Annotated in this window: 25 protein-coding genes; 11 read left to right on the top strand and 14 right to left on the bottom strand. The window is 38.7% G+C overall.

Going from position 1 to position 20904, the window contains the following annotated elements; all coding sequences use genetic code 11:
- Positions 1-25: 25 nt before the first annotated feature.
- Positions 26-685: a phosphatidylserine decarboxylase family protein gene (locus tag ACTBZY_RS11350; protein ID WP_463046459.1), complete on the bottom strand. Its 660-nt coding sequence runs from the start codon at positions 683-685 to the stop codon at positions 26-28.
- Positions 686-792: 107 nt separating this feature from the next.
- Between ACTBZY_RS11350 and ACTBZY_RS11345 the strand changes: the two genes are divergently transcribed.
- The 4 genes from ACTBZY_RS11345 to corA all read left to right on the top strand — a co-directional run bounded on the left by ACTBZY_RS11345 (position 793) and on the right by corA (position 6027).
- Positions 793-3345, top strand: coding sequence for a tetratricopeptide repeat protein (locus ACTBZY_RS11345; protein WP_463046458.1), 2553 nt, complete (start codon positions 793-795; stop codon positions 3343-3345).
- Between the two features lie 144 nt (positions 3346-3489).
- On the top strand, positions 3490-4224 hold the full coding sequence (locus tag ACTBZY_RS11340) for an ABC transporter ATP-binding protein (protein ID WP_463046457.1): 735 nt from the start codon (positions 3490-3492) through the stop codon (positions 4222-4224).
- Between the two features lie 151 nt (positions 4225-4375).
- Positions 4376-4864, top strand: coding sequence for a DUF2911 domain-containing protein (locus ACTBZY_RS11335; RefSeq protein ID WP_463046456.1), 489 nt, complete (start codon positions 4376-4378; stop codon positions 4862-4864).
- 116 nt (positions 4865-4980) lie between these two features.
- Positions 4981-6027, top strand: coding sequence for a magnesium/cobalt transporter CorA (gene corA, locus ACTBZY_RS11330; RefSeq protein ID WP_463046455.1), 1047 nt, complete (start codon positions 4981-4983; stop codon positions 6025-6027).
- A 49-nt stretch (positions 6028-6076) separates the two neighbouring features.
- On the opposite strand, the gene ACTBZY_RS11325 is transcribed toward corA, so the two are convergent.
- A complete protein-coding gene (locus ACTBZY_RS11325; protein WP_463046454.1) occupies positions 6077-7015 on the bottom strand; it encodes a D-2-hydroxyacid dehydrogenase in 939 nt (312 codons plus the stop codon).
- 49 nt (positions 7016-7064) lie between these two features.
- Here ACTBZY_RS11325 and murB point away from each other — a divergent pair, with 49 nt between their 5' ends.
- Both murB and ACTBZY_RS11315 read left to right on the top strand, forming a co-directional pair.
- Positions 7065-8084 (top strand): UDP-N-acetylmuramate dehydrogenase, encoded by a 1020-nt coding sequence (gene murB / locus ACTBZY_RS11320; RefSeq protein WP_463046453.1) that lies wholly within the window; start codon positions 7065-7067, stop codon positions 8082-8084.
- Between the two features lie 33 nt (positions 8085-8117).
- Positions 8118-8726 carry a hypothetical protein gene (locus ACTBZY_RS11315; RefSeq protein WP_463046452.1) on the top strand — a complete coding sequence of 203 codons (609 nt, stop codon included), beginning with the start codon at positions 8118-8120 and terminating at the stop codon, positions 8724-8726.
- Here the strand turns inward: ACTBZY_RS11315 and trpD are convergent.
- The 9 genes from trpD to ACTBZY_RS11270 form a co-directional block, all read right to left on the bottom strand.
- Positions 8723-9718, bottom strand: coding sequence for an anthranilate phosphoribosyltransferase (gene trpD / locus ACTBZY_RS11310; RefSeq protein ID WP_463046451.1), 996 nt, complete (start codon positions 9716-9718; stop codon positions 8723-8725). The two genes, ACTBZY_RS11315 and trpD, sit on opposite strands and share 4 nt — an antisense overlap.
- Positions 9715-10794, bottom strand: coding sequence for an AbiH family protein (locus ACTBZY_RS11305; protein ID WP_463046450.1), 1080 nt, complete (start codon positions 10792-10794; stop codon positions 9715-9717). The genes trpD and ACTBZY_RS11305 overlap by 4 nt, the downstream gene beginning before the upstream one ends.
- Before the next feature lies 1 nt (position 10795).
- A complete protein-coding gene (locus ACTBZY_RS11300) occupies positions 10796-11362 on the bottom strand; it encodes an anthranilate synthase component II (RefSeq protein WP_463046449.1) in 567 nt (188 codons plus the stop codon).
- Positions 11359-11814 (bottom strand): hypothetical protein, encoded by a 456-nt coding sequence (locus ACTBZY_RS11295; RefSeq protein ID WP_463046448.1) that lies wholly within the window; start codon positions 11812-11814, stop codon positions 11359-11361. Before ACTBZY_RS11295 ends, ACTBZY_RS11300 begins: the two co-directional genes overlap by 4 nt.
- Before the next feature lie 72 nt (positions 11815-11886).
- Positions 11887-13305: an anthranilate synthase component I family protein gene (locus ACTBZY_RS11290; protein WP_463046447.1), complete on the bottom strand. Its 1419-nt coding sequence runs from the start codon at positions 13303-13305 to the stop codon at positions 11887-11889.
- Between the two features lie 222 nt (positions 13306-13527).
- Complete coding sequence (locus ACTBZY_RS11285) at positions 13528-13794, bottom strand: type II toxin-antitoxin system RelE family toxin (protein ID WP_463046446.1); 267 nt, start codon at positions 13792-13794, stop codon at positions 13528-13530.
- Positions 13791-14042: a hypothetical protein gene (locus ACTBZY_RS11280; protein WP_463046445.1), complete on the bottom strand. Its 252-nt coding sequence runs from the start codon at positions 14040-14042 to the stop codon at positions 13791-13793. Before ACTBZY_RS11280 ends, ACTBZY_RS11285 begins: the two co-directional genes overlap by 4 nt.
- Before the next feature lie 121 nt (positions 14043-14163).
- On the bottom strand, positions 14164-14778 hold the full coding sequence (locus ACTBZY_RS11275) for a superoxide dismutase (protein WP_463046444.1): 615 nt from the start codon (positions 14776-14778) through the stop codon (positions 14164-14166).
- Positions 14779-14841: 63 nt separating this feature from the next.
- Positions 14842-15300 (bottom strand): nucleoside deaminase, encoded by a 459-nt coding sequence (locus ACTBZY_RS11270; protein ID WP_463046443.1) that lies wholly within the window; start codon positions 15298-15300, stop codon positions 14842-14844.
- Positions 15301-15424: 124 nt separating this feature from the next.
- Here ACTBZY_RS11270 and nadC point away from each other — a divergent pair, with 124 nt between their 5' ends.
- The 3 genes from nadC to ACTBZY_RS11255 all read left to right on the top strand — a co-directional run bounded on the left by nadC (position 15425) and on the right by ACTBZY_RS11255 (position 16911).
- Positions 15425-16276, top strand: coding sequence for a carboxylating nicotinate-nucleotide diphosphorylase (gene nadC / locus ACTBZY_RS11265; protein ID WP_463046442.1), 852 nt, complete (start codon positions 15425-15427; stop codon positions 16274-16276).
- Positions 16277-16346: 70 nt separating this feature from the next.
- Complete coding sequence (locus ACTBZY_RS11260) at positions 16347-16622, top strand: hypothetical protein (protein ID WP_463046441.1); 276 nt, start codon at positions 16347-16349, stop codon at positions 16620-16622.
- Between the two features lie 13 nt (positions 16623-16635).
- Entirely contained in the window at positions 16636-16911 is a 276-nt protein-coding gene (locus tag ACTBZY_RS11255) for a hypothetical protein (RefSeq protein ID WP_463046440.1), read from the top strand.
- Here the strand turns inward: ACTBZY_RS11255 and ACTBZY_RS11250 are convergent.
- Positions 16908-17489, bottom strand: coding sequence for an LOG family protein (locus tag ACTBZY_RS11250; RefSeq protein WP_463046439.1), 582 nt, complete (start codon positions 17487-17489; stop codon positions 16908-16910). The genes ACTBZY_RS11255 and ACTBZY_RS11250 overlap by 4 nt on opposite strands.
- Before the next feature lie 94 nt (positions 17490-17583).
- Between ACTBZY_RS11250 and ACTBZY_RS11245 the strand changes: the two genes are divergently transcribed.
- Complete coding sequence (locus ACTBZY_RS11245; RefSeq protein ID WP_463046438.1) at positions 17584-18696, top strand: Gfo/Idh/MocA family protein; 1113 nt, start codon at positions 17584-17586, stop codon at positions 18694-18696.
- Positions 18697-18809: 113 nt separating this feature from the next.
- Positions 18810-19703, top strand: a complete 894-nt coding sequence (locus tag ACTBZY_RS11240) for a hypothetical protein (protein ID WP_463046437.1) — start codon at positions 18810-18812, stop codon at positions 19701-19703.
- Here the strand turns inward: ACTBZY_RS11240 and ACTBZY_RS11235 are convergent.
- Together ACTBZY_RS11235 and ACTBZY_RS11230 are read right to left on the bottom strand one after the other, a co-directional pair.
- A complete protein-coding gene (locus ACTBZY_RS11235) occupies positions 19687-20358 on the bottom strand; it encodes an SCO family protein (protein ID WP_463046436.1) in 672 nt (223 codons plus the stop codon). The genes ACTBZY_RS11240 and ACTBZY_RS11235 overlap by 17 nt on opposite strands.
- Positions 20339-20902 (bottom strand): toxin-antitoxin system YwqK family antitoxin, encoded by a 564-nt coding sequence (locus tag ACTBZY_RS11230; RefSeq protein ID WP_463046435.1) that lies wholly within the window; start codon positions 20900-20902, stop codon positions 20339-20341. The genes ACTBZY_RS11235 and ACTBZY_RS11230 overlap by 20 nt, the downstream gene beginning before the upstream one ends.
- Between the last annotated feature and the right edge of the window lie 2 nt (positions 20903-20904).

Below are 20904 nucleotides of genomic sequence, written 5' to 3'. Positions count from 1 at the left end.
ATTAACAACTCTTCGTCAAAGCAGCTTACCTTAGCTCCGCAATAACCGTCTCTCCACCCACAGGCTTGTCGTCTAGTTTACAAAGGATTTTAGCATCAAGCGGTAAGAAAATATCTACTCTTGAACCAAATTTAATGAAGCCAAATTCAGAGCCTTGTGTGGCTACATGACCTACTTCAGCATACGTTACTATACGTCTTGCCATGGCTCCGGCTATTTGTCTAAAAAGTACTTCTGTGCCGTTTTCATGTTTTACCACTACTGTGCTACGCTCGTTTTCTGTACTTGATTTTGGGTGCCATGCTACCAAATATTTCCCTGCATGGTATTTACAATAACTCACCACACCTGAAAGTGGGAAGAAATTTATATGCACATTAATAGGTGACATAAAAATAGAAACTTGCCTTCTAGGTCCCTTAAAATATTCTGTTTCTACTACCTCTTCTATCACCACTACTTTACCATCTGCTGGTGCAATAATATGATTTGGATTCAAAATCGTGGTTCTTTTCGGTTTTCTAAAGAACTGCAAAACAGTCACCATTATAAACAAACTAAAGGCCAACCATAGCAGCTGCAGCCAGTCACTTTCTGGAAGTAAAAATCTTATTATAAGATAAATAGATAGCGTCCCGAAAAGGGAAATAAGTATCGTGGCCTTGCCTTCTTTATGAAGCGTCATCTTTATATTGGTAATTTTTATACGACAAATATAATAGGGCTATTTCGATTTATACGTTCCAACAATATTTTGGCGTTATTTGCACAGCAAACACAATCCGATTTTTAATGATTTCAAAAGTGCAGTTTTGGCGTTTATGGCCAAATTCTCTAAAAATAGCTCTGGCTATATTTTCTGTAATTTCTTTGGTTTTAGCTGGTATTTCTGCCTTCTGGTTTTTCAATGATCTCCACAATGTTCTACACTGGGATATTGCCTCTGAGCTTCATAAAAAATTTATTGCCTCAGAAGCCTTCGTAGAAAAAGGTTTAAGGTTTACTAATAACGAACTCATCTACTACATAAAAGAATGGTATCTCCCCGCCAATGAGGTTGTCAATATAAAAGCATCTTGGATTCTTTTTGGATCACTTATTCTTGGTATAAGTTTAATTAGCACTGCCTTATCTTTCCAAAACAACTTTTGGTTTTTAGGCTCACTCCTTATCTTGGCTGCATTTCTTATGCTTTCAAGAACAGAAATTATCTTTCAAAGCACCAACAATCTTCCATTTATGGTGGCTTTTGTTGCATTAGGGTTGCTACTCTTCTTTTTCAATTCCTTTTTGAAAAAAGCCAGCTTCTGGTTAAGGTTTTCTTTGATACTAGCCCTATTCCTGGGCTTTACTATTATATCTCTAAACTTTTCTAAGGTCAACTTCCCTCTTGTGGCTTTAACAAATTACGGCTTGTTATTTTCCATCATTTGCTTTGCCATTTTTGTTTTCTTCATAGCCCACGAAATAGTGGTAGCCCTTATTTACACCGTTATTAGTTCATCCGAAAAAGGCAAAAACTCTTTCAAAACTTATCTAGGAATTGGCATCATTTACTTACTAAACTGTCTACTCATTTATCTGGAAAACATAAAATTGATAGAGGATAGTTTTATGGTGATTAGTCCTGTATTGCTCTTTGCCATTTCCAGTATCCTAGGCATCTGGGGCTTTAAAAAACAGTGTGAAGATACTGACGTTTTTAGCTTTCAAAGAACTGGAGCATGGCTTTATATGGGTTTTCTAATTATTTCCATTAGCGTACTGGGGTTTGTCTATGCCACCGCAAACGACCCACTCATTGAGCTACTCAACGACTATATCGCCATAGCACATTTGGCACTTGGTTTGGTCTTTTTTGCACACGTTATTTTAAACTTCATTGGCGTTTTTCAGAATGGCTTGAATGCATATTTAGTCCTTTACAAACCTAAGTTTAACAGCATCATTTTAGCTAAAATATTAGGTGTTTTTATCATGGGCTTTTTCTTAATCCAGAAAGACATCTATGCTTACAATCAGTTAAAGGCGGGACTAAATAATGCTATTGCAGACTTCTATCTGGCAGAAGGAGAAAATACAGCCGCAGAAACCTATTATAAAGAGTCGGTTAAATCCGACTTTTTTAATCACAAAGCCAATTATGCACTCGCCGGTATGGCCAAAAACGTGGGCGACCGGATAACGGCAGCCTACTTTTACCGCCAAGCCATACAGAAAAACCCAAGTGAGTTTGCCTACGTGGGCTTAAGTCAAAACCTTGAGAGTGAAGACCTGTTTTTTGACGCTCTTTTTACTTTGAGAGAGGGGTCCGCCAAGTTTCCAGACAGTAAGATTTTGGCTACCAACTCCAGCCATCTTTTAGAGAAAGCAAATGTCCGAGACAGTGTCTATTTGTATTTAGATAAGGCCATGCAGAACTGTGGAAAATGCGATGTAGAACGTGTTAACCTTCAAGCTTTTTGGATAGAAAACGCCTTAGCTTCTAAGTTAGATTCGGTAGCCGCTTCTTTTGCCGACGAGAAATATCCTTCAAACCTGGCCAATCAACTCGCTATTAGCAGAATGACGGGAAAGGTTAAAAGCCAACTAAAAGAGCTTCCAAAAAACACCGCTCTTAACACCGCCGCCTTCGGAGGAATTTATAACCAGATAGCCCTACCCGAAAATAGCCTCACGGCTCCAGACAGCGTTTGGGATGACTACATTAATAATATGGCAAATCAGCGTGTTTCTGAAGATTTGAGATATTTAAAGGCTCTTCAACTTTACCAAAAAGACGAAAAAATACTGGCCTTAAAGCAATTAACTTACCTAGCCCAAGACCATTCAGAAGCGGCATTGATGTATCGTAGAAAACTTGGGCTTTGGTATCTGAATGAAGGCATTTTTGATAGGGCCGTAGCTTTCATGACCGCCGCAGGCGATAATCAATCTACTCAAGTATTGATCGATAATAATTTCAAAAGCCATTTAACCTTAAAACAGTTACAACAGGCAGATGAAATACTACAGTTAGAAATAAACGAAGAGAACTACAAAGACATTTATAAAAAAGCTCCTTTCAATCCTTATATCCTTACCGATATCGCAGATTTCTTATCTTCAAAAGGAAAAGAAACGGAAGCTTATAACATGGTTTTTAACGCATTGGAGTTTAATGAATCTTCTGCAGAACTATGGAAAAAGTACAGCATTTTGGCTTTACAAAATGGCGTACCAGATTATGCTGAAAATGGAACACTTAAATTACAGAAACTACTTTCGGCTGAAGATTTCAAGCTCTTCATGACAAGTTTTAACCAAGAAAAAGAACGCATTCAAAAGCAACAAAATGAGTTTTAAACGCCACACGGCCTTAGGCTCAAAGACCGCCTAAGGCACCATCCTGACCATCTATCCTGAAGCAGTAACATTGGTATAAAAACTTCATAGTGATTCCGCTTTAAAACTACCTTTGCATAGATTCAAAATGATTTTTGTGAAGCAATGAAAATAATAGAGACCGAAAATATTTCTAAGAGATATATCATGGGGACGGAAATCGTAGATGCCCTTAAATCGATATCTATTTCTATCAATAAAGGAGAGTACGTAGCATTTATGGGGCCTTCCGGCTCTGGGAAGTCTACGCTGATGAATATCATTGGTTGCCTAGATTCACCGACAAACGGCACCTATACTTTAAACGGAAAGGACGTTTCTGATATGACAGAAAATGAACTCGCTGAAATCAGAAATAAGGAAATCGGTTTTGTATTCCAAACCTTCAATCTGCTTCCGCGTCAGTCTTCTTTAGAAAACGTGGCCTTACCCTTAATTTATGCGGGGTACGGTAAATCTGCCAGAACAGAAAGAGCCCAAAAGGTTTTGGAAAGTGTGGGCTTAGGAGACCGCTCACACCACAAACCAAACGAACTCTCTGGAGGGCAAAGACAGCGTGTCGCGGTGGCAAGAGCTTTGGTAAACAATCCTTCCATATTACTGGCCGATGAGCCTACTGGTAACCTCGACACCAAGACTTCCTACGAAATAATGGAGCTTTTTGAGGAGATTCATACCCAAGGAAATACCATTATTATGGTGACGCATGAAGAGGACATTGCTCAATACGCACATCGGATTATACGCCTTAGAGATGGGCTTGTTGAAACTGACATTCGCAACGAAAACCCTACAAATCCGCGTGAAATGGCCGCTAAACTTGCAGCGGTAAAAGAATAACTGTGTCTTATTAATCTTAGAGGGAAAAATCCAAAAACTGCCTTGCTACGTTTATTCAGCATGACAACGCATATAAGGCTCTTTTGAGGAATAGTTTTTTATTCGAGCTCTATTTTAACCAACGTTTTCTAAACAATTCAAATTTATTAAAATGAAAAAATTAATGTTTTTAGCTGCCGCCTTATTATTTGTCGGCACTTCGAATTCTTTTGCACAAAAAAGCCCGAAGCAAACCACTTCTGATGGAAACGTTTCTGTAACCTACAGTGCTCCATCTAAAAATGATCGTAAGATTTTTGGTGGACTAGTACCTTATAACGAAGTATGGCGTACCGGAGCAAATAACGCCACAGAAATAACATTCGCAAAAGATGGCAGCATTGGTGGAAAACCAGTTAAAGCAGGGACATACTCTCTTTTTACCATACCTACAGAAGGTGATTGGACAGTGATATTAAATCCAACATTAAAACAATGGGGTTCTTTTAAATACAATGAGATTAAAGACGCCGATCTTCCGCATGTCATGGCAAAATCCTCTAAAACAGCTAGCCCTGTAGAGCAAATGAACATTACGGTAAAAGGTGGTAAATTGGTTATTTCTTGGGATGATACTAAAGCTACGGTAACGGTTAAATAAACCTCTTAAAGCTTATTTGAAAACCTCACCATTTGGTGGGGTTTTTCTGTTTTTACGTAGGTGAAAACCACATTAAAGTATTGTTCGCTAAATTTGACCATCAGAAATTCTACAGAATGAAGCATAAAACGAAAGTAGGGCTACCTCCAGGCACTATAAAATATACAGGAAAAAAAGGAGGTACGCCACTAACACTAAACTATATAGAGTATAATTTAGAGTCTTTTCATTCAGAGACTTTTGAAGAAGTTCGTAAGGCTATTATCCATAAAGCCAAAGATAATTTAACGCAATGGTACGACATCAGAGGACTGCATGACGAAGCCTTTATTCAGCAGATTGGTGATGTTTTTGAAATACATTCCCTGGCATTAGAAGACATCGCAGATGTCTATAAAAGACCAGAATACGCTGAGTTTTTAAATGGTCATTTTATCTCACTAAAATACTTGCAGTACCAAGACGGTGAAATTCACATTCAGAACATTTCCATCTATTTTGACCAAGGATTTGTATTGACCTTTCAAGAGCATGAAGACGATATATTCAAACCACTAAGACAAAGAATTCAGAAAGCTCAGGGTAGGATTAGAGCAAAAAAAGCCGACTATCTGGCTTACGCCATCATTGACTTTATAGTGGACAACTATTTCAGTGTTTTGGACGAAATAGAAATTAAAACCGAAAAGCTTGAAGAGGCCTTAATGACGGATGTTGAAGCCTTTGAACGCTCAAAAGTTTTCCCATTAAAGAAAGACTTGCTAAGGGTTAGGAAGGTAGTGGCTCCACTGAGAGAGGCACTCAATATGTTTTCAAAATCTGATTCAGATGACATAGAAGAGAAAACCAAAATATATGTGAGAGACGTGTACGACCACACCATTTCTGTAGTTGACACCCTAGACACGCTAAGAGATATTCTTTCTGGTGTACAGGAAATTCACATTTCTGAGATGAGCATGAAAATGAATAAGGTGATGCAGTTTTTAACCATTATCACGGCCATTTTTGTGCCCATCACCTTTTTGGCGGGTATCTACGGTATGAACTTTCAGCACATTCCAGAACTTCAATACAAGAATGGCTACTTTATTTTATTAGGTGTAATGGCCGTACTTTCTGGTGGAATGTTAATGTATTTTAGAAGGAAGAAGTGGTTATAGATATATGCCTAATTTAAAATATTTTCGATTTTCTTTACATAAGAGGTTTTCAATTAACCACATTAACAGCCTCCCCTGCTTGCCAAGCCTTAATATTGTCTGTCACTATTTTGAATAGTTTCTTTCTAGCTTCTAAAGTAGCCCATGCTACGTGCGGACTTACAATTAAATTCTTTGCTCCAAAAAGTGGATTACCGTCTGTAGGCGGTTCTTGAGAGACTACATCAATGGCAGCACCTGCTATTACACCTGAATCTAAAGCTTTTCTTAGGTCTGCATCATTAACCAAAGGGCCTCTTCCTGTATTGACCAGAATGGCGGTCTTTTTCATTTTGGCTAGATTCTCCTCATTGATAAAACCTACATTTTCCTCTGTCAATGGGCAGTGAAGACTCACAAAATCGGATTGACTCAGCAATTCGTCCAACTCAACCGTTTTGTATTTAGCGTGAGCTTTATTTGATTTACGATTAACCAAAACATTCATTTCAAAGGCTTCGGCTACTTTAGCTACTTTTTCTCCAATATCCCCAATTCCTACAAGTCCCAGGGTCTTTCCTGCCAACTCGGTCAAAGTAAAATCATAATAACAGAAATCTGGCGAAGCCATCCATTTGTCTGGATTGTTGTGCTCGGCTATTCTATTGGTAAAGCTTAAAAGCATGGCAAAAACATGCTGAGCCACAGACATGGAACTGTAGTTTTTAGCATTGGTGACAGGTATTCCACGTTTTGCGGCAGCTTCTAAATCCACCACATTATAACCCGTTGCGGTAACGCCTATATATCTCAGATTTGGGAGTTGACTGATAATATTTTCATCCAAAATCGCCTTATTTGTTAATAAAACATCCGCGTCTTTCGCTCGTTCTATTGTTTGAGCATAAGATGTTCTGTCATACATTTTGAAAGAACCCAACTGCTCTAATTCGCTTAAGTCTAACTCTTCTGGATGACTCGTAAATGCATCTAAAAAAACGATATTCATGCTTTATGATTTGTCTTAGGTAAATTGCATCGAAATACTACAATGCTCAATGCCAAATATAATTAAAAATACCTCTTTAAAGCCCTTTAATACCTTTGGAATAGACGCCAATGCAAAGCTTTTTGTGGAAATAAATTCTACAAATGAATTATTGTATTTGCTTCAATCCGATGATTACCTATCGAATGAAATTCTAATATTAGGAGGTGGCAGTAATATTCTTTTAACAAGGGATTTTGATGGCTTGGTGATAAAAAACAACATCAAGGGTGTAGAAAAGATAGAGGAAACGGAAGACGAGGTTATCATAAGGGTGGGTTCTGGTGAGGTATGGCATTCCTTTGTCTCTTATTGTGTTGATCAAGATTTTGGAGGTATCGAGAATCTATCTTTAATTCCAGGGACTGTAGGTGCAGCACCCATGCAAAACATCGGGGCCTATGGTGTAGAAATTAAAGATGTTTTTATTGAGCTTGAAGCCATCGACCGTAAAACACTGGAAATAAAAAAGTTTGACAACAAAGCCTGTGCTTTTGGCTATAGAGAAAGTGTTTTTAAGAACATTTATAAAGACCAATATTTCATTACACATGTCACTTTTAAACTACAAAAGAACTCGGCTTTAAATCTGGAATACGGTGCTATAAAAGAAACGCTGCAAGAACAGGGAATTAATAGCCCAACAATAAGTGATGTAAGTCTGGCAGTTATAAAAATAAGGCAGTCTAAACTTCCAGACCCCGCACTGATAGGAAATTCTGGAAGTTTTTTCAAAAACCCTATCATAACAAAAGAGGCTTTTAGTGTTTTAAAGGAACAAAATCCAACCATTCCGTCTTACGCTGCCGATGAAGACATGGTAAAAGTACCGGCTGGATGGCTAATAGAACAAGCTGGATGGAAAGGAAAAACCTTTGGCGAAATAGGCGTTCATAAAAATCAGGCCTTAGTTTTAGTAAATTATGGACACGGAAAAGGAGCCGACATAGCGGAACTTTCAGGCAAAATCCAAAACTCTATTCTAGAAAAATTTGGCATTACGCTTCATGCCGAAGTAAATATTATATAATTTGGTTTAGCCAAAACCTCTAAAAGTAAAACCATGGAAATTTCGCATGTCATATCAGACGCCATACTTTGCCTAGTTGGTCTTTTCGTTTTCTTCAGGTATTTAATGAAACTCGATCTTATAGAAACACTACTTTGGGAATCTTTTATTCTATCTGTAGCTGTAGCCGCGTTTTTCGGAACTTTAAATTTTGCGGGAATAAGTGAAGCCTCCGGCCTATCTGGTTATTTTCAAGTACTAGCTGCTACCGTAGGAGCTCTAGGCATTGCGGTGGCCGCTTGGTTTGCTGCCTTAGGCAAAAAACCTTCTAACGCTCTTACCTATGGCATAATCCTAGTGGGCTTCTTACTCTTTACTCTGGAGCAAATGCTGAACATGACGTGGGTTTCTAGCTATATTCCTTTAGTAACCATACCCCTTGTTTTTGTTGCTGGGATAGTGGCTATAAGCAAACGCAGAAAAAAACTAGGTTCTTGGTTAATAGCGGGAGTAGTTTTTGCAGCATTAGCCACCTTTAGAGATAGTTTTGTGAACAGTCCAGAAAACGGCATTGATGTCTATCATTACTTGCTAGCCCTTTGCCTTCTATGCTTTGGAATGGCAGCGTCTAAAAGCAATACAAAGAGAGAAATACCGGCCTAAGAAACCATTTTCTTCAAAACATCTCTGGCCCTACCGCTCACCAAAGACTCTTTGGCTTCTGCCATTCCCTGCTCTAGCGTAATGTTTTTGGCTACGCCAAGACCTATTGCGGCGTTTGCCAATACCACAGAAGTTTGAGCCTCGGTGCCTTTGTTTTCAAGAATATCAACCAGCATTTTAGCGGAATCTTCTAAACCTCCGCCGCCATAAAGCTGCTCTGCCTTGAAGTTTTTCAAACCAAAAGCCGAAGGACTAAAAAGCTCGCCCTCGTCCGCAGATGGATAATGAGAAGAAAACATAAAGTCTCCGGTCAAAGAAATTTCGTCATAAACTGCCAAGTCGAAAATGATACCGAACTGCTTATCGGTTTGACGAAAAACTTGCTCATATAATTCAAAAACGCAGAGGTCGTAAACGCCTGTCAATTGCTTTTTGACTTCGCCCGGATTAAGCAATGGTCCAAGCATATTGAAAAAGGTTTTCATACCTAATTCTTTCCTAATCGGCCCTACATGACGCATGGCAGGATGAAAAAGCGGAGCATGCAAATAGCACATTCCTGCTGTTTCTAATTTCTCTTTCAGATAATCTGTATCGTTGGTAAATCTGATACCTAAATGCTCTAAAACGGTACTGCTACCTACCGCACTACTCACTCCGTGGTTTCCGTGCTTGGCTACTTTTTGTCCTGCTCCCGCAATCACAAAAGCGGCTGTGGTAGAAATGTTAAAAGTATCTTTACCATCGCCGCCTGTTCCGCAAACATCCATGGCGTCAAAATCTGACAAATCTATTTTATTAGCAACCGCCAACATGGCATCTCTAAAGCCTGTCAACTCTTCTGCAGTAATGCCCTTCTGCTGAATTCCCATCAAAAAAGCCGCCGTTTGTGAAATATTCACCTCGCCCGTAGCTATTTTAGAAAGGGCCTGAAAAGCTTCTTCTTTTGCAAGTGATTGATGTTGGATTAATTGGTTTAGGTAGGTTTTCATCGAAATTTGTTTTGTAGACGAAAGGGAATTAATGGTTTTGATTCTTTAAAATTAAGAACTTTTGAACGTAAGACTTTTTTATCGCTAAAGTGACGAGAAATATTAATCATCTTATTTTCAAAATCGTTTTCTAGCTCTCCTGAAATATTCTTCCATTCATGATAATGAATTCTTATTTTTTTACAATTTGGATGCTCGAAAATAGTTTTAAGTAGAACCCTGTCAGAAATCCCACAAGAATGCCCTAAAACTTCCACATCAAAACCTTCTTCTCTGTCAATAAAGTCTAACAGTTTACTGTATTTATCATCCATTAGATATCCAACCGACTTAAAGAACTGATGATAATCATCAACATTCAAATCTTCTATTTTCTGGTACGAAGGAACTGTTTCATCACCATAACCAAAAATAATCCTGCTTTTATCAAGAAGTGTTCCATGTATATTATTATGAAAAAAACCTTCAGAACTTGAATACCTCTTTGGCGTATTAGAATAATTAAAATTTAGAATGTGGATTGGGTCAACACCTGACTCCATTCTTTTATAATCGTAACTCCCCTTAAGTTTTTGAAAAAAATCATTAATGGAATCTGATATAGGTACTTTACTAAGTTCATTAAAAGTACCTCTTAATTCTCTTTCCAAATAATCCACTATAAACGTTTTAACAGTTTTAAACTCCCTATTGAGTTCTGTTATTGAGACATTTCCCTCTACCGTTTTTAATAATTCATTAAAATATATCCCTTCAAAATCAACCCATTTATATGATTCATCATAAATTATTTTCTCCAAAAATTTATTCTTGAATTTAATGTCACCTTTTCCTTGATCTAATAATTGTTCGGCAACAGAAGCCTCTCTTTTAATCTCAAAGTTTGCTTGTGGTATATTTATTAGCTCATTATCTAAGGCAAACGTTTTTTTGCCGACAGGGGAAGAATATCCATTTAAATGACTTTTAAAAAAGATATCTTCAACAAAGTCCGAATACTTCGTTCTATAGCCATGAGCCAAGTCAAAACCATTCCCAACAATTACTAAAGTATTCTCTTTCTTAAAGCTTCCCATATCACCCCTTCATCCAATTCTCCACCATCTTAACACCATGCTGCGTTAAATAAGCTTCTGGGTGAAACTGAACGCCACGCACATCATACTTCTCATGTGCTTCTGCCATGACATAGCCGTTGTCGTCTTTTGCCGTAATTTTTAATTCATTAGGCATAGAATCTGGCAAAACTGTCCAGCTGTGATATCTACAAACGTCAAAGCGGTTTGGGATGCCTTTGAAAAGCAGCTCGTTTTGGTCAATAACCTCACATGGCGTAGTGACACCGTGAAGTACCTCGCCCATGTTTTCTAATTTACTCCCAAAGGTTTCACCAATGGCCTGGTGCCCTAAACAAACCCCAAAAATACTTTTTGTGGTTTTATACTCTGCCAATAAATCCATCATGATACCCGCTTCTTCAGGAATTCCTGGGCCAGGAGAAAGCATGATTTTATCGTATTTCTTAACATCTTCTACCGATATTTTGTCGTTCCGAAATACATCTACATCGCCACCTAATTCTTTTAAAATGTATACCAAATTGTACACAAAAGAATCATAATTATCTAGTACTAATATTTTCATTTCTTTGCTTTCTTTTTACCCTCGTCAGACATAATCCAGTTGGGGTTTCTTGTTATTGTCTTTATATGTTTGGCCTTCCTAAATCTCAGTGACGACCAATCTTCGTCTATCGCTACCATTCTTACGGGTTCAAAACCCAAATCTCCTAAAGCTTGCCAACCGTTATCTCTATTAAACTCACAGCTATATTTCTTTGAGCTTTTCTTAGGATACGCAAACCAGAATAAGGCATCTTCAGTTAAGTTCTCAGCCACTTTTGGCCCTAAAGCCTCAATTTCAGCCAGCTTGGTACAAAATATTAAACTAAACGGAATCTCAGACGAATCTAAATCCGTTTTCACGTCTAAAAATTCACTAAATGCCTTCATCATCTCCTGAAACTCATCTGGAGCATTCAGAATCAAGATTGACTCTTGCGTCTTAAAATTTAGTTTTTTCAGTAATAAATTCATTGTCAATTTTGCACTGTTATCAAAAGCTGGCCAGTCGCATGCCCGTCCGAAGGCGAGGAGCGTAGTCGAGGACTATATCCCCTCCGCCATTTCCATGGCATCTCTTAATGCTCCTAACTTATTTCCAACTTCTGCCATTTCCAGAGCCACATCAGATTTGGCTACCACGCCCATTCCTGCTTGATAAAAAAGTCTGTTGCCTTTGCTCAAAAATGTACGAATCGCAATAGCGTGGTTAAAATTACCTTTGAAATCCATAAAACCAATGGCTCCACCGTAGATACCTCGGTTGGTATTTTCCAGTTTGTTAATTATGGTCATGGCCATGTGTTTTGGCGAACCCGAAAGTGTACCAGCTGGAAAAGTATCTGCCACTAACTGAAGCGGGTTTGTCCCTTTCATCATCTTACCTGTCACTTTTGAAACCAAGTGAAGCACATGCGAATAATATTGAACCTCTTTAAAAACCTCCACTTTAACCTGTTCTGAGCTTCGGCTCAAATCATTTCTAGCCAAATCTACCAACATCACATGCTCGGCAGATTCTTTAGGGTCGGCGTCCAGTTGCTTCGCCAATTCAGCATCTTTTACATCGTCACCAGTTCTTTTAAAAGTACCTGCTATGGGATGAATTTCAGCTCGCTCGCCATCAATATGAATTTGCTTCTCAGGCGATGAACCAAAAATACTGTAATCTCCTCCATCAAAATAAAACAAATAAGGGGAAGGGTTAATGCTACGCAATGCTCTGTAAACATTGAAATCGTCTCCCTCAAACTGCTTAGAATACCTTCTCGATGGCACTATTTGAAATACATCTCCTCTTAAACAATGTTTGATACATGTGTTGATGGTAGCTTTCATTTGCTCGTCCGTCACATTGCTTTCTTCCTCACTCGTGATTTTAAATTTTTTGCTGCTAGACTTCGGATTGTTCACAAAAAGCTCAATCGTTTCCAAGCCATTTTCTACAGGATTAGCTTCCCCACCATAAGTATGTTCAAAAATGTTCAACTCATTTTTAAAATGATTTATGGCTATCACGTACCTGTAAACTCTATAAATCAAAGAAGGTACTTTATTCTCTTCGTTTTTTTCTTGAATTTCTATGTCTTCAAAATACTGGACGGCATCATAAGCCATGTGCCCAAAAAGACCATTACTTATGGAGCCTCTCTTGCCTTCTGGAGCTTCAAATCTTGCTGCGAAATTTTTCAAAACGCCTACCGCATCTTTTCTGTTTTCTAGTTTAAAGTCTTCTCTAGTTCCATCAGGAAAAACCTGCTTCACCTCGTCGTTATCTATTATGATACTCGCCACTGGATCGCAGCCGATGTAGCTGAAACTGTTTTGCATGGCATGGTAATCTGCACTTTCTAGCATGACAGAGTACTTGTACTGGTCACGAAGACGCATAAAAATACCAACTGGGGTCAATGTATCTGCCAGTTGTTTTTTAGAACGGGTGGTAATGTTAAAAATCTTATTCATCGTAATTTTTCTAATGTTTTAAATTGGTCAATGGCTACGCTTTGACACAAAAAAAGCGGCCTCCTGTCAAACAGAAAGCCGCGTATATATTTTTTAAGCATAGCAAACTCTGTTCAACTCGTTCGAGAAGAAAGCCACCACCAAGAATTTGTTCTGCTTTGATTGTTCATGCCGTAAAACTAGAAAGGATTTTTTATAATGCAATGTTACTTTAAAAAAAAGCTATGGGAATAACTTGTAGATATCGTTTCTTTTAAGAAATCTAGCCATTTCAACAGAATCCCCTTCAATAAAAAGCCCTAAGCGATAAGTACCAATTCTAAGGCGGTAGACATTGTCATAGTTTTTCAATTTAACTAAGCCAAGGATGTCGTTCAAACTCTCACAAGACTTTATTGAAGAAATCACCTTTTCAAGATTCTCTTTTAATTCCCTGTCCTTTAAGCTTCTTACATCTTTCAGAAATGGCCTTAAATAGATTACATTCATGAGCGAAGGGCTGCCATAACTTCTTCTTCAGAAACTACGTCTGTTCTGTCAACCTGCTGCATTAATAATAGTAATCCCAAATCCTCCTTCTCTTCATCTGTAAGAGAATCAAGCCTTTCCTTTTCCTTAGATTCCACAAAAAAACGAACAGCATGCTCCATGAGAGCCTTAACGCTCATGTTTTCAAAGGCTGACAATATTTTGAGCTTAGTCAATGTAGTATTATCTATATCAATATTTTTCCTCATAGCATCTGTACTTAAGCCCTAATTTACAAAATGTATATAATATACACAATGTACTGAATGGGTTTGAAACAAAAAAAGCCCGACCGAAGGCCGAGCTTTTCATATATCATAAGTTAATTTCTTATCCTTTTGCAGCTGCGTAACGAGCTTCTACTGCGTTCCAGTTTACTACTGACCAGAAAGCGTCAATGTAATCAGGACGCTTGTTTTGATACTTTAAGTAGTATGCATGCTCCCAAACATCAAGACCCAAAACAGGAGTACATGGGCACTCCGCTACATCCATTAAAGGATTATCTTGGTTTGGAGATGAACATACACAAAGAGACCCGTCCGCTTTAACACCTAACCAAGCCCATCCAGAACCAAAACGTGTTCCAGCAGCTGCTTTAAATTTAGCTTTGAATTCGTCCACAGAACCAAACTGAGCAATGATAGCCTCTTTTAATGGACCAGAAAGGTTTCCACCAACTCCTTGAGGAGCTAAAATTGACCAGAATAAAGAGTGGTTATAATGACCTCCACCGTTGTTTCTAACCGCAGCTCCACTAGCACCAGCTACAGCCAAGATTTCTTCGATAGTCTTCCCTTCTAAATCTGTACCTGCAATGGCGTTATTAAGATTAGTCACGTATCCGTTATGATGACGGTCGTGGTGTATTTCCATAGTCATTGCATCAAAATGAGGTTCTAATGCGTCGTTCGCAAATGGTAATGCTGGAAGTTCAAAAGCCATAATATTATTGTTTAATAAGTTTTCAAATTTATTGTCTTGATATGGTAACGGATTCAATGCTGATTATGTTCGCAATTGTTCAAAAAATTGCTTTATCAGCTGCTCTGACTCCGTAGCTAGCACCCCAGAGGTGATTTCCTTTCTGGCATGAATAATATCCTTAGAATATTTGGTATAGCCCCTTTTCACATCATGAGCCCCATAAATAACGTGATCGACTTGACTCCAAGCCAAAGCACCTGCACACATTACACAGGGCTCCAGCGTTACATAAAGCCTACATTCTCTTAAATACTTAGCGTCCAAATTATTTGCCGCCGCCGTAATGGCAATCACCTCTGCATGAGCAGTGACGTCTTTGAGCCGCTCAGTTTGATTGTACCCTTTACCAATAATCTGATTTTGGTCGGTTACCACAATTGCCCCTACGGGAATCTCACCCTCTTCAAAAGCCTGATGGGCTAAGTCCATAGCTTTTGACATAAAATACTCGTGCGAAAAAAGAGGATAGGATTGTTTCATGGCTCAAAAGTATTTTAAGTCCTTTAACAGACAAAGGCTTTATGTCTTTTTCACAAATCTGTAATTGACAGAAATGGTTCTTTAGCATTTTTTTTTCAATTTGCGGAGCAATAAGAAATACACAATGGAAATCAAACCAGAAGAAGTAAGAGCATTTATTCAGGCAGCATTAAGAGAAGACGTAGGTGATGGCGACCACACGTCACTTTCTACCGTTCCCGCAAGTGCACAGGGCAAAGCCAAATTATTGGTAAAAGACGATGGCATTCTAGCAGGCATAGAACTGGCTAAAGCTATCTTTAATGAGGTAGACCCTGAATTAGAAATAGAAATTTTACTTCATGACGGTGATGAAATCAAATACGGAGACATTGCATTCTATGTCTCTGGAAAAGACCAATCCATTCTTACTGCAGAGCGATTGGTACTTAACTGCATGCAGCGTATGAGTGGCATTGCCACCACAACCAGAGCCATTGTCAAGAAACTAGAAGGCACTAAGTGTAAAGTGCTAGACACCAGAAAAACAACACCAAACTTCCGTTTGCCCGAAAAATGGGCGGTAAAAATAGGTGGGGGCGTAAATCATAGAACGGGGCTTTACGACATGATTCTGATCAAAGACAATCATGTGGATTATGCCGGTGGCATCAAAAACGCCATGCTTTCTGCTCAAAAATATCTACAAGAAACAGGAAGACACCTACCTATAGAAGTTGAAGTGAGAGACTTTGAAGAACTAAACGAAGTTTTAGAAATAGGTGGTGTGGTAAGAATCATGCTTGACAACTTTAACTACGAAGACACCAGAAAAGCCATTGCCATTATAGATGGGCGATTCCCTGTAGAATCTTCTGGCGGAATTACGCCCGAAACCATTCGCTCTTATGCTGAATGTGGGATAGATTTTGCCTCCATGGGATACCTTACCCACAGCATTAAAAGCTTGGACCTAAGCCTAAAAGCCGTAAAATAAAACCCTTTTAATTTTCTTGGAGAAGGTCAACATTTCACAATACATTTGACTTCAAATTAAGTCAAACGAAATGAAAGCGAAACTAATCTCACTCCTTATCTTTTCTGCTTTAACCATCAGTATATCTGGATGTAAAAAGAAAGGAGGTCCATTATCCTGTGCGGCAGATTCTGTAAGATATTCTGAAGATATTAGTGCATTTATTGGCAATCAGACCAAAGGAAACTGTGAAGCCGTGAAGAAGTCTATAGATAAGCTATATAAAAGCTGTACCGCCCTGGCTGTTGCAGACAGAGAAGCCTACGAGGAGTTTCAGAATGACTTTGATTGTAACGATTATAACTAAGACCAATCTTGCTATGAAAATCAACTATTTACACCTACTCATTTTTTCACTTTTGCTTTTTTCGGTAGGCTGCAAAAAAGCCTCAGTATTAAACCCATTAGGGTCTTCTCAAAAGTGTGAAAGCGATGCAGAGAAATACAGTAATGCTATTTCTGTTTTTGCTAACCAACAGACCAATGCTAACTGCCTCTCTGTAAAATCAACGCTACAGGCAGCTGTAAAAAGCTGTGCTATTGGCCTTTACGCAAACGCCGATGCCTACAAGGATTTAGATTGTTCTCAGTTCTAGATATCCGCTCTTTCTAGCCATTTATGGCTGTTATGTGGCACGTAAGATTCCATTAGCTGAAAAACCCCTTCAATCGAATCAGAGATCTGAACAATCTCTCGGTTCGATTGTTTCAAAAAGCCTTCTCTCACCATTAGATCCATCTGAGCTATCAATGGCTTATAAAAACCATTGACATTCAAAAGAGCAACCGGCTTTTTGTGGAGTCCCAATTGAGACCAAGAAAGGATTTCAAAAAGCTCGTCCATACTCCCAAAACCACCAGGAAGTGTGATAATAGCATCACACATTTTTTCCATCAAAGCCTTACGTTCATGCATGCTTTCTACCACATGAATTTCTGTTAAAGCGGGATGACCAACCTCCATTTTATCTAAAAATGAAGGAATGATACCTACCACTTGCCCACCGTTATCCATAACGGTGTCTGCTATGGTGCCCATTAAGCCTAAGCTACCTCCGCCATAAATCAAACGAATGCCTCTTTTTACCAATTCCTTACCTAAGGCTACCGCCGTTTCTTTATAAACTGGATTTACACCAGAGTTTGCTCCACAATACACCAAGACCGATTTCATGAAATGTTCTTTTATTTAATCATCACTTGCCCAAAAATAGGGGATTATTTTCACTAATTTGGGACAGAATTTAACCAAAACAAACCCTTTCGAAATGAGTATTGAAGAAAACAGACGTTCGTTTATTAAAAAAATGGGTGGTAGTGCCATAGCACTTCCCTTCATCTCAAAAAAAGGACTTCCAAAACCAGAACAAGCCTATGAAGGCAAAAAACTAGGTATCGCACTCGTAGGTCTTGGGTATTACGCGGTTCAAAAAATACTACCCGCCATTGATGAGTCTCCTTATTGGGAACTGACTGGTATCGTTACAGGTACGCCATCAAAAATCCCAAAACTGAAAGAAAAATACAAGCTCAAGGATGAGAACATATTGAATTATGACAACTACGCTAATCTGGCAAATTGTCCTGATATTGACGTAGTATATGTATGTCTTCCAAATGGCTTACATGCCGAATATTCCATTAAGGCTGCCAATGCAGGAAAGCACGTCATCACTGAAAAGCCAATGGCCAATACCGTGAAAGAATGTGAAGACATGATGAAGGCCTGCGAAAAAAACAAAGTGAAACTAGCCGTGGGCTACAGATGCCACTTTGAGCCTTTTAATCTAGAGCTTATGCGTTATGGCAGAGAAAACACATTTGGTAAGATAAACTACATTCAAAGCATGTTTGGCTGGACTGCTAGCGACCCAAAAATGTGGCGTTTAAATAAAAAACTAGGAGGCGGAGGCCCTCTAATGGATGTGGGTATTTATAGCATCAATGCCGCTAGATACACCAAAGGAATGGAGCCACGTTCGGTTATCGCAAACTTTGGACCCGTTACAGACAAAACCAGATTTAGTGAAGTAGAAGAATCCGTTTCTTGGCATATGGAATTCCCTGACAACACCGTTTTTACTGGCTTTACTTCTTACAATACCAATGTAGAGAAATTTCAGGCTTACGGAGACAAAGGCTGGGTAGAAATGGGGCCTGCTTTTAGTTATGGGCCCATTGTAGGAAACACATCCAAAGGTAAAATGGACATGGAAGTGGTCTATCACCAAACCTACCAAATGAACGGAATGGGTGCTATGTTTTTAAGCCCCGACCCTGTTCCAGACCATTGCTCTGGTGTAGAAGGCTTAAAAGACATCAAAATCATGATGGCCATCTACGAGTCTGCCAAAGCTGGCGGGAAGAAAATCATGCTTTAAAACGCTTTCAAAAAACTTACGGTAGAGGTCAATATGGCCTTTACCGTAATATAAAAACCTTCGGATTGATTTGATAATAAGGCTCCTACATAACTTGACTAAAAAAATTAGATATGAAGTCAAGTCTCCGTATTCTTACCTTTATACTTTTAGTAAATCCTATTCACGCTCAAATTGTTATTGAACCTAAAGACGGCGGAAATCAATCGTTCTTTGGAAGTACTAATGAGGTACCAACGGTACTCGGAGTAAATAAACAACCAGTCATCACTATTAGCCCAGATTTTGGCAATATTGGAGTAAGCACGAATTTTTATACAGGTAACACCTTGCGGTTCCCAACACACGCCAAAGTACATATTAGAACCAACTCTAACTCCAGTAATGATGGGGTGGGTCAAGGTCCTCAGCTTTTATTAGATGAAAACGATTCTGATGATTATGCTCGCCTTCGGTTTAGGCAGTCAAAAATTGTCACGACAATTGGCCCAAAAGGAGACCTTACCACATCGCTTACTCCAAAAGGAAGATACTGGGATATAGCTGGTTTTGGAAATGCCGACGAAGTGAAAGACGATAAATTAAACTTTTTTCATAGTGGATATGGGAATGTTATGACCGCAACTGGTCAAGGCCGAGTTGGCATTAAGACGACTAGCCCTGATGCCGATTTGGATGTAAATGGGTATACTAAACTTGGGGAAAACTCAGGCGTTTTTAAAAACAAGTTTGTTACAGGAACGAGCTCGAGCAATTGTAGCAACAATCAAACCACCAGTATAGCACTCGGAATAAATGCTAGCAGAATAATGGCAGTAAGTGTCTTGGTAAACGCTGGCAGTGAATGGTATGGGCCAGGCGATAGGTATAACAACAGAGAATATTCTTATCGAATAAATGGAAGTAATTTAGAATTTACTTTTGCCGCAGTTTCTGGATGCGATTTTATTATAAGAAACTACCGCATCAATGTAACCTATAGCGACACCGTTATTCCTTCAATTTAAGTGTCTTAATATCAGCAATCAACTGATTAACAGAAGTCTTATTTAAGCCATTATAGATTCCTCTTATGTGTTTATTTTGATCAACAAGTACAAAGTTTTCTGTATGCAGGAAATCGTCAACTGTTTTTTCAATGCCCATATTTTCTTCTATGAAATATGCATTTCTTCCTAAAGCATAGATTTGAGCCCGGTCTCCCGTAAGCAAATTCCACTTTTTACTTTTTATGCCTCTTTTTTTTGCGTAACCCGCCAATTTCTCCACAGAATCTCTATCTGGAGTAACAGAATGAGAAATAAGCATAACCTCATCGTCATCCATAAACTCGTCTTGGAGTATGCCCATATTATCGCTCATTTGCGGACAAATACCCGGGCAAGTGGTAAAGAAAAAGTTAGCTACATAAATCTTCCCTTCCAGAGAGCTTTGTGTAACAGAATCTCCATCCTGATTTATTAAAGAAAATTCCGGAATAATATGAAACCCATTAAGTGAATCACTATCCACACTTATCCATTGGGGCGTAAATGAAGCTTCATCAAAATATGGCAACTCCTCTACCCTGCTCTCATTTTGCTCCTCATTGTTTTCACAAGAACTTAAAGACCATAAGCCCAAAAATGTGAGTATAATATATTTACTTCTGAACAATCTCATTTTGTAATTCATAACATAAAGCAGAGCGTTTCAGCCCAAAAATCCTTCCATTTTTAGCTTCATAATTTACATAAAGCTTCCCATTTTCCCACCACGTTTGCTGCATGCCTTCCTCTTTTCCATTAACAATATTCATCTTTTTAAAAATTTTACCACTTGGGTACCATTTCCTTTGAACACCGTGTACCACACCCTTAACGAAGTTAGACTCGGAAACTAAAACCCCTTCTGCAGACCATGTTTTTGACACTCCTTCCCTTTTGTTTGAACTGAATTTAGCCTCATATCTCCGTGTGCCTGCCCCATCCCACTTTTGTGCCAAGCCTTCCTTTTTCCCTTTGTAGAAAGATTTGCTCTCTCTAACAGTACCGTCTGGAAAGTACTTAACAGCAAAACCACTGAAGGCTTTGCTGTCTAATAACCATTGACCAGTATTGGCGTTCAGCACCAACTTACTCTCATCAATTTCAATGTTTGGAATTGAAATACTGGAAGATAAACTTTGGCATCCCAAAAGCACCCACAATGAAAATATTGAATACATAA

Source organism: Arcticibacterium sp. (genome assembly GCF_055134445.1).
Note: the sequence above shows the minus strand (reverse complement) of the source record. Positions and strands in the feature narration are given on the sequence as shown.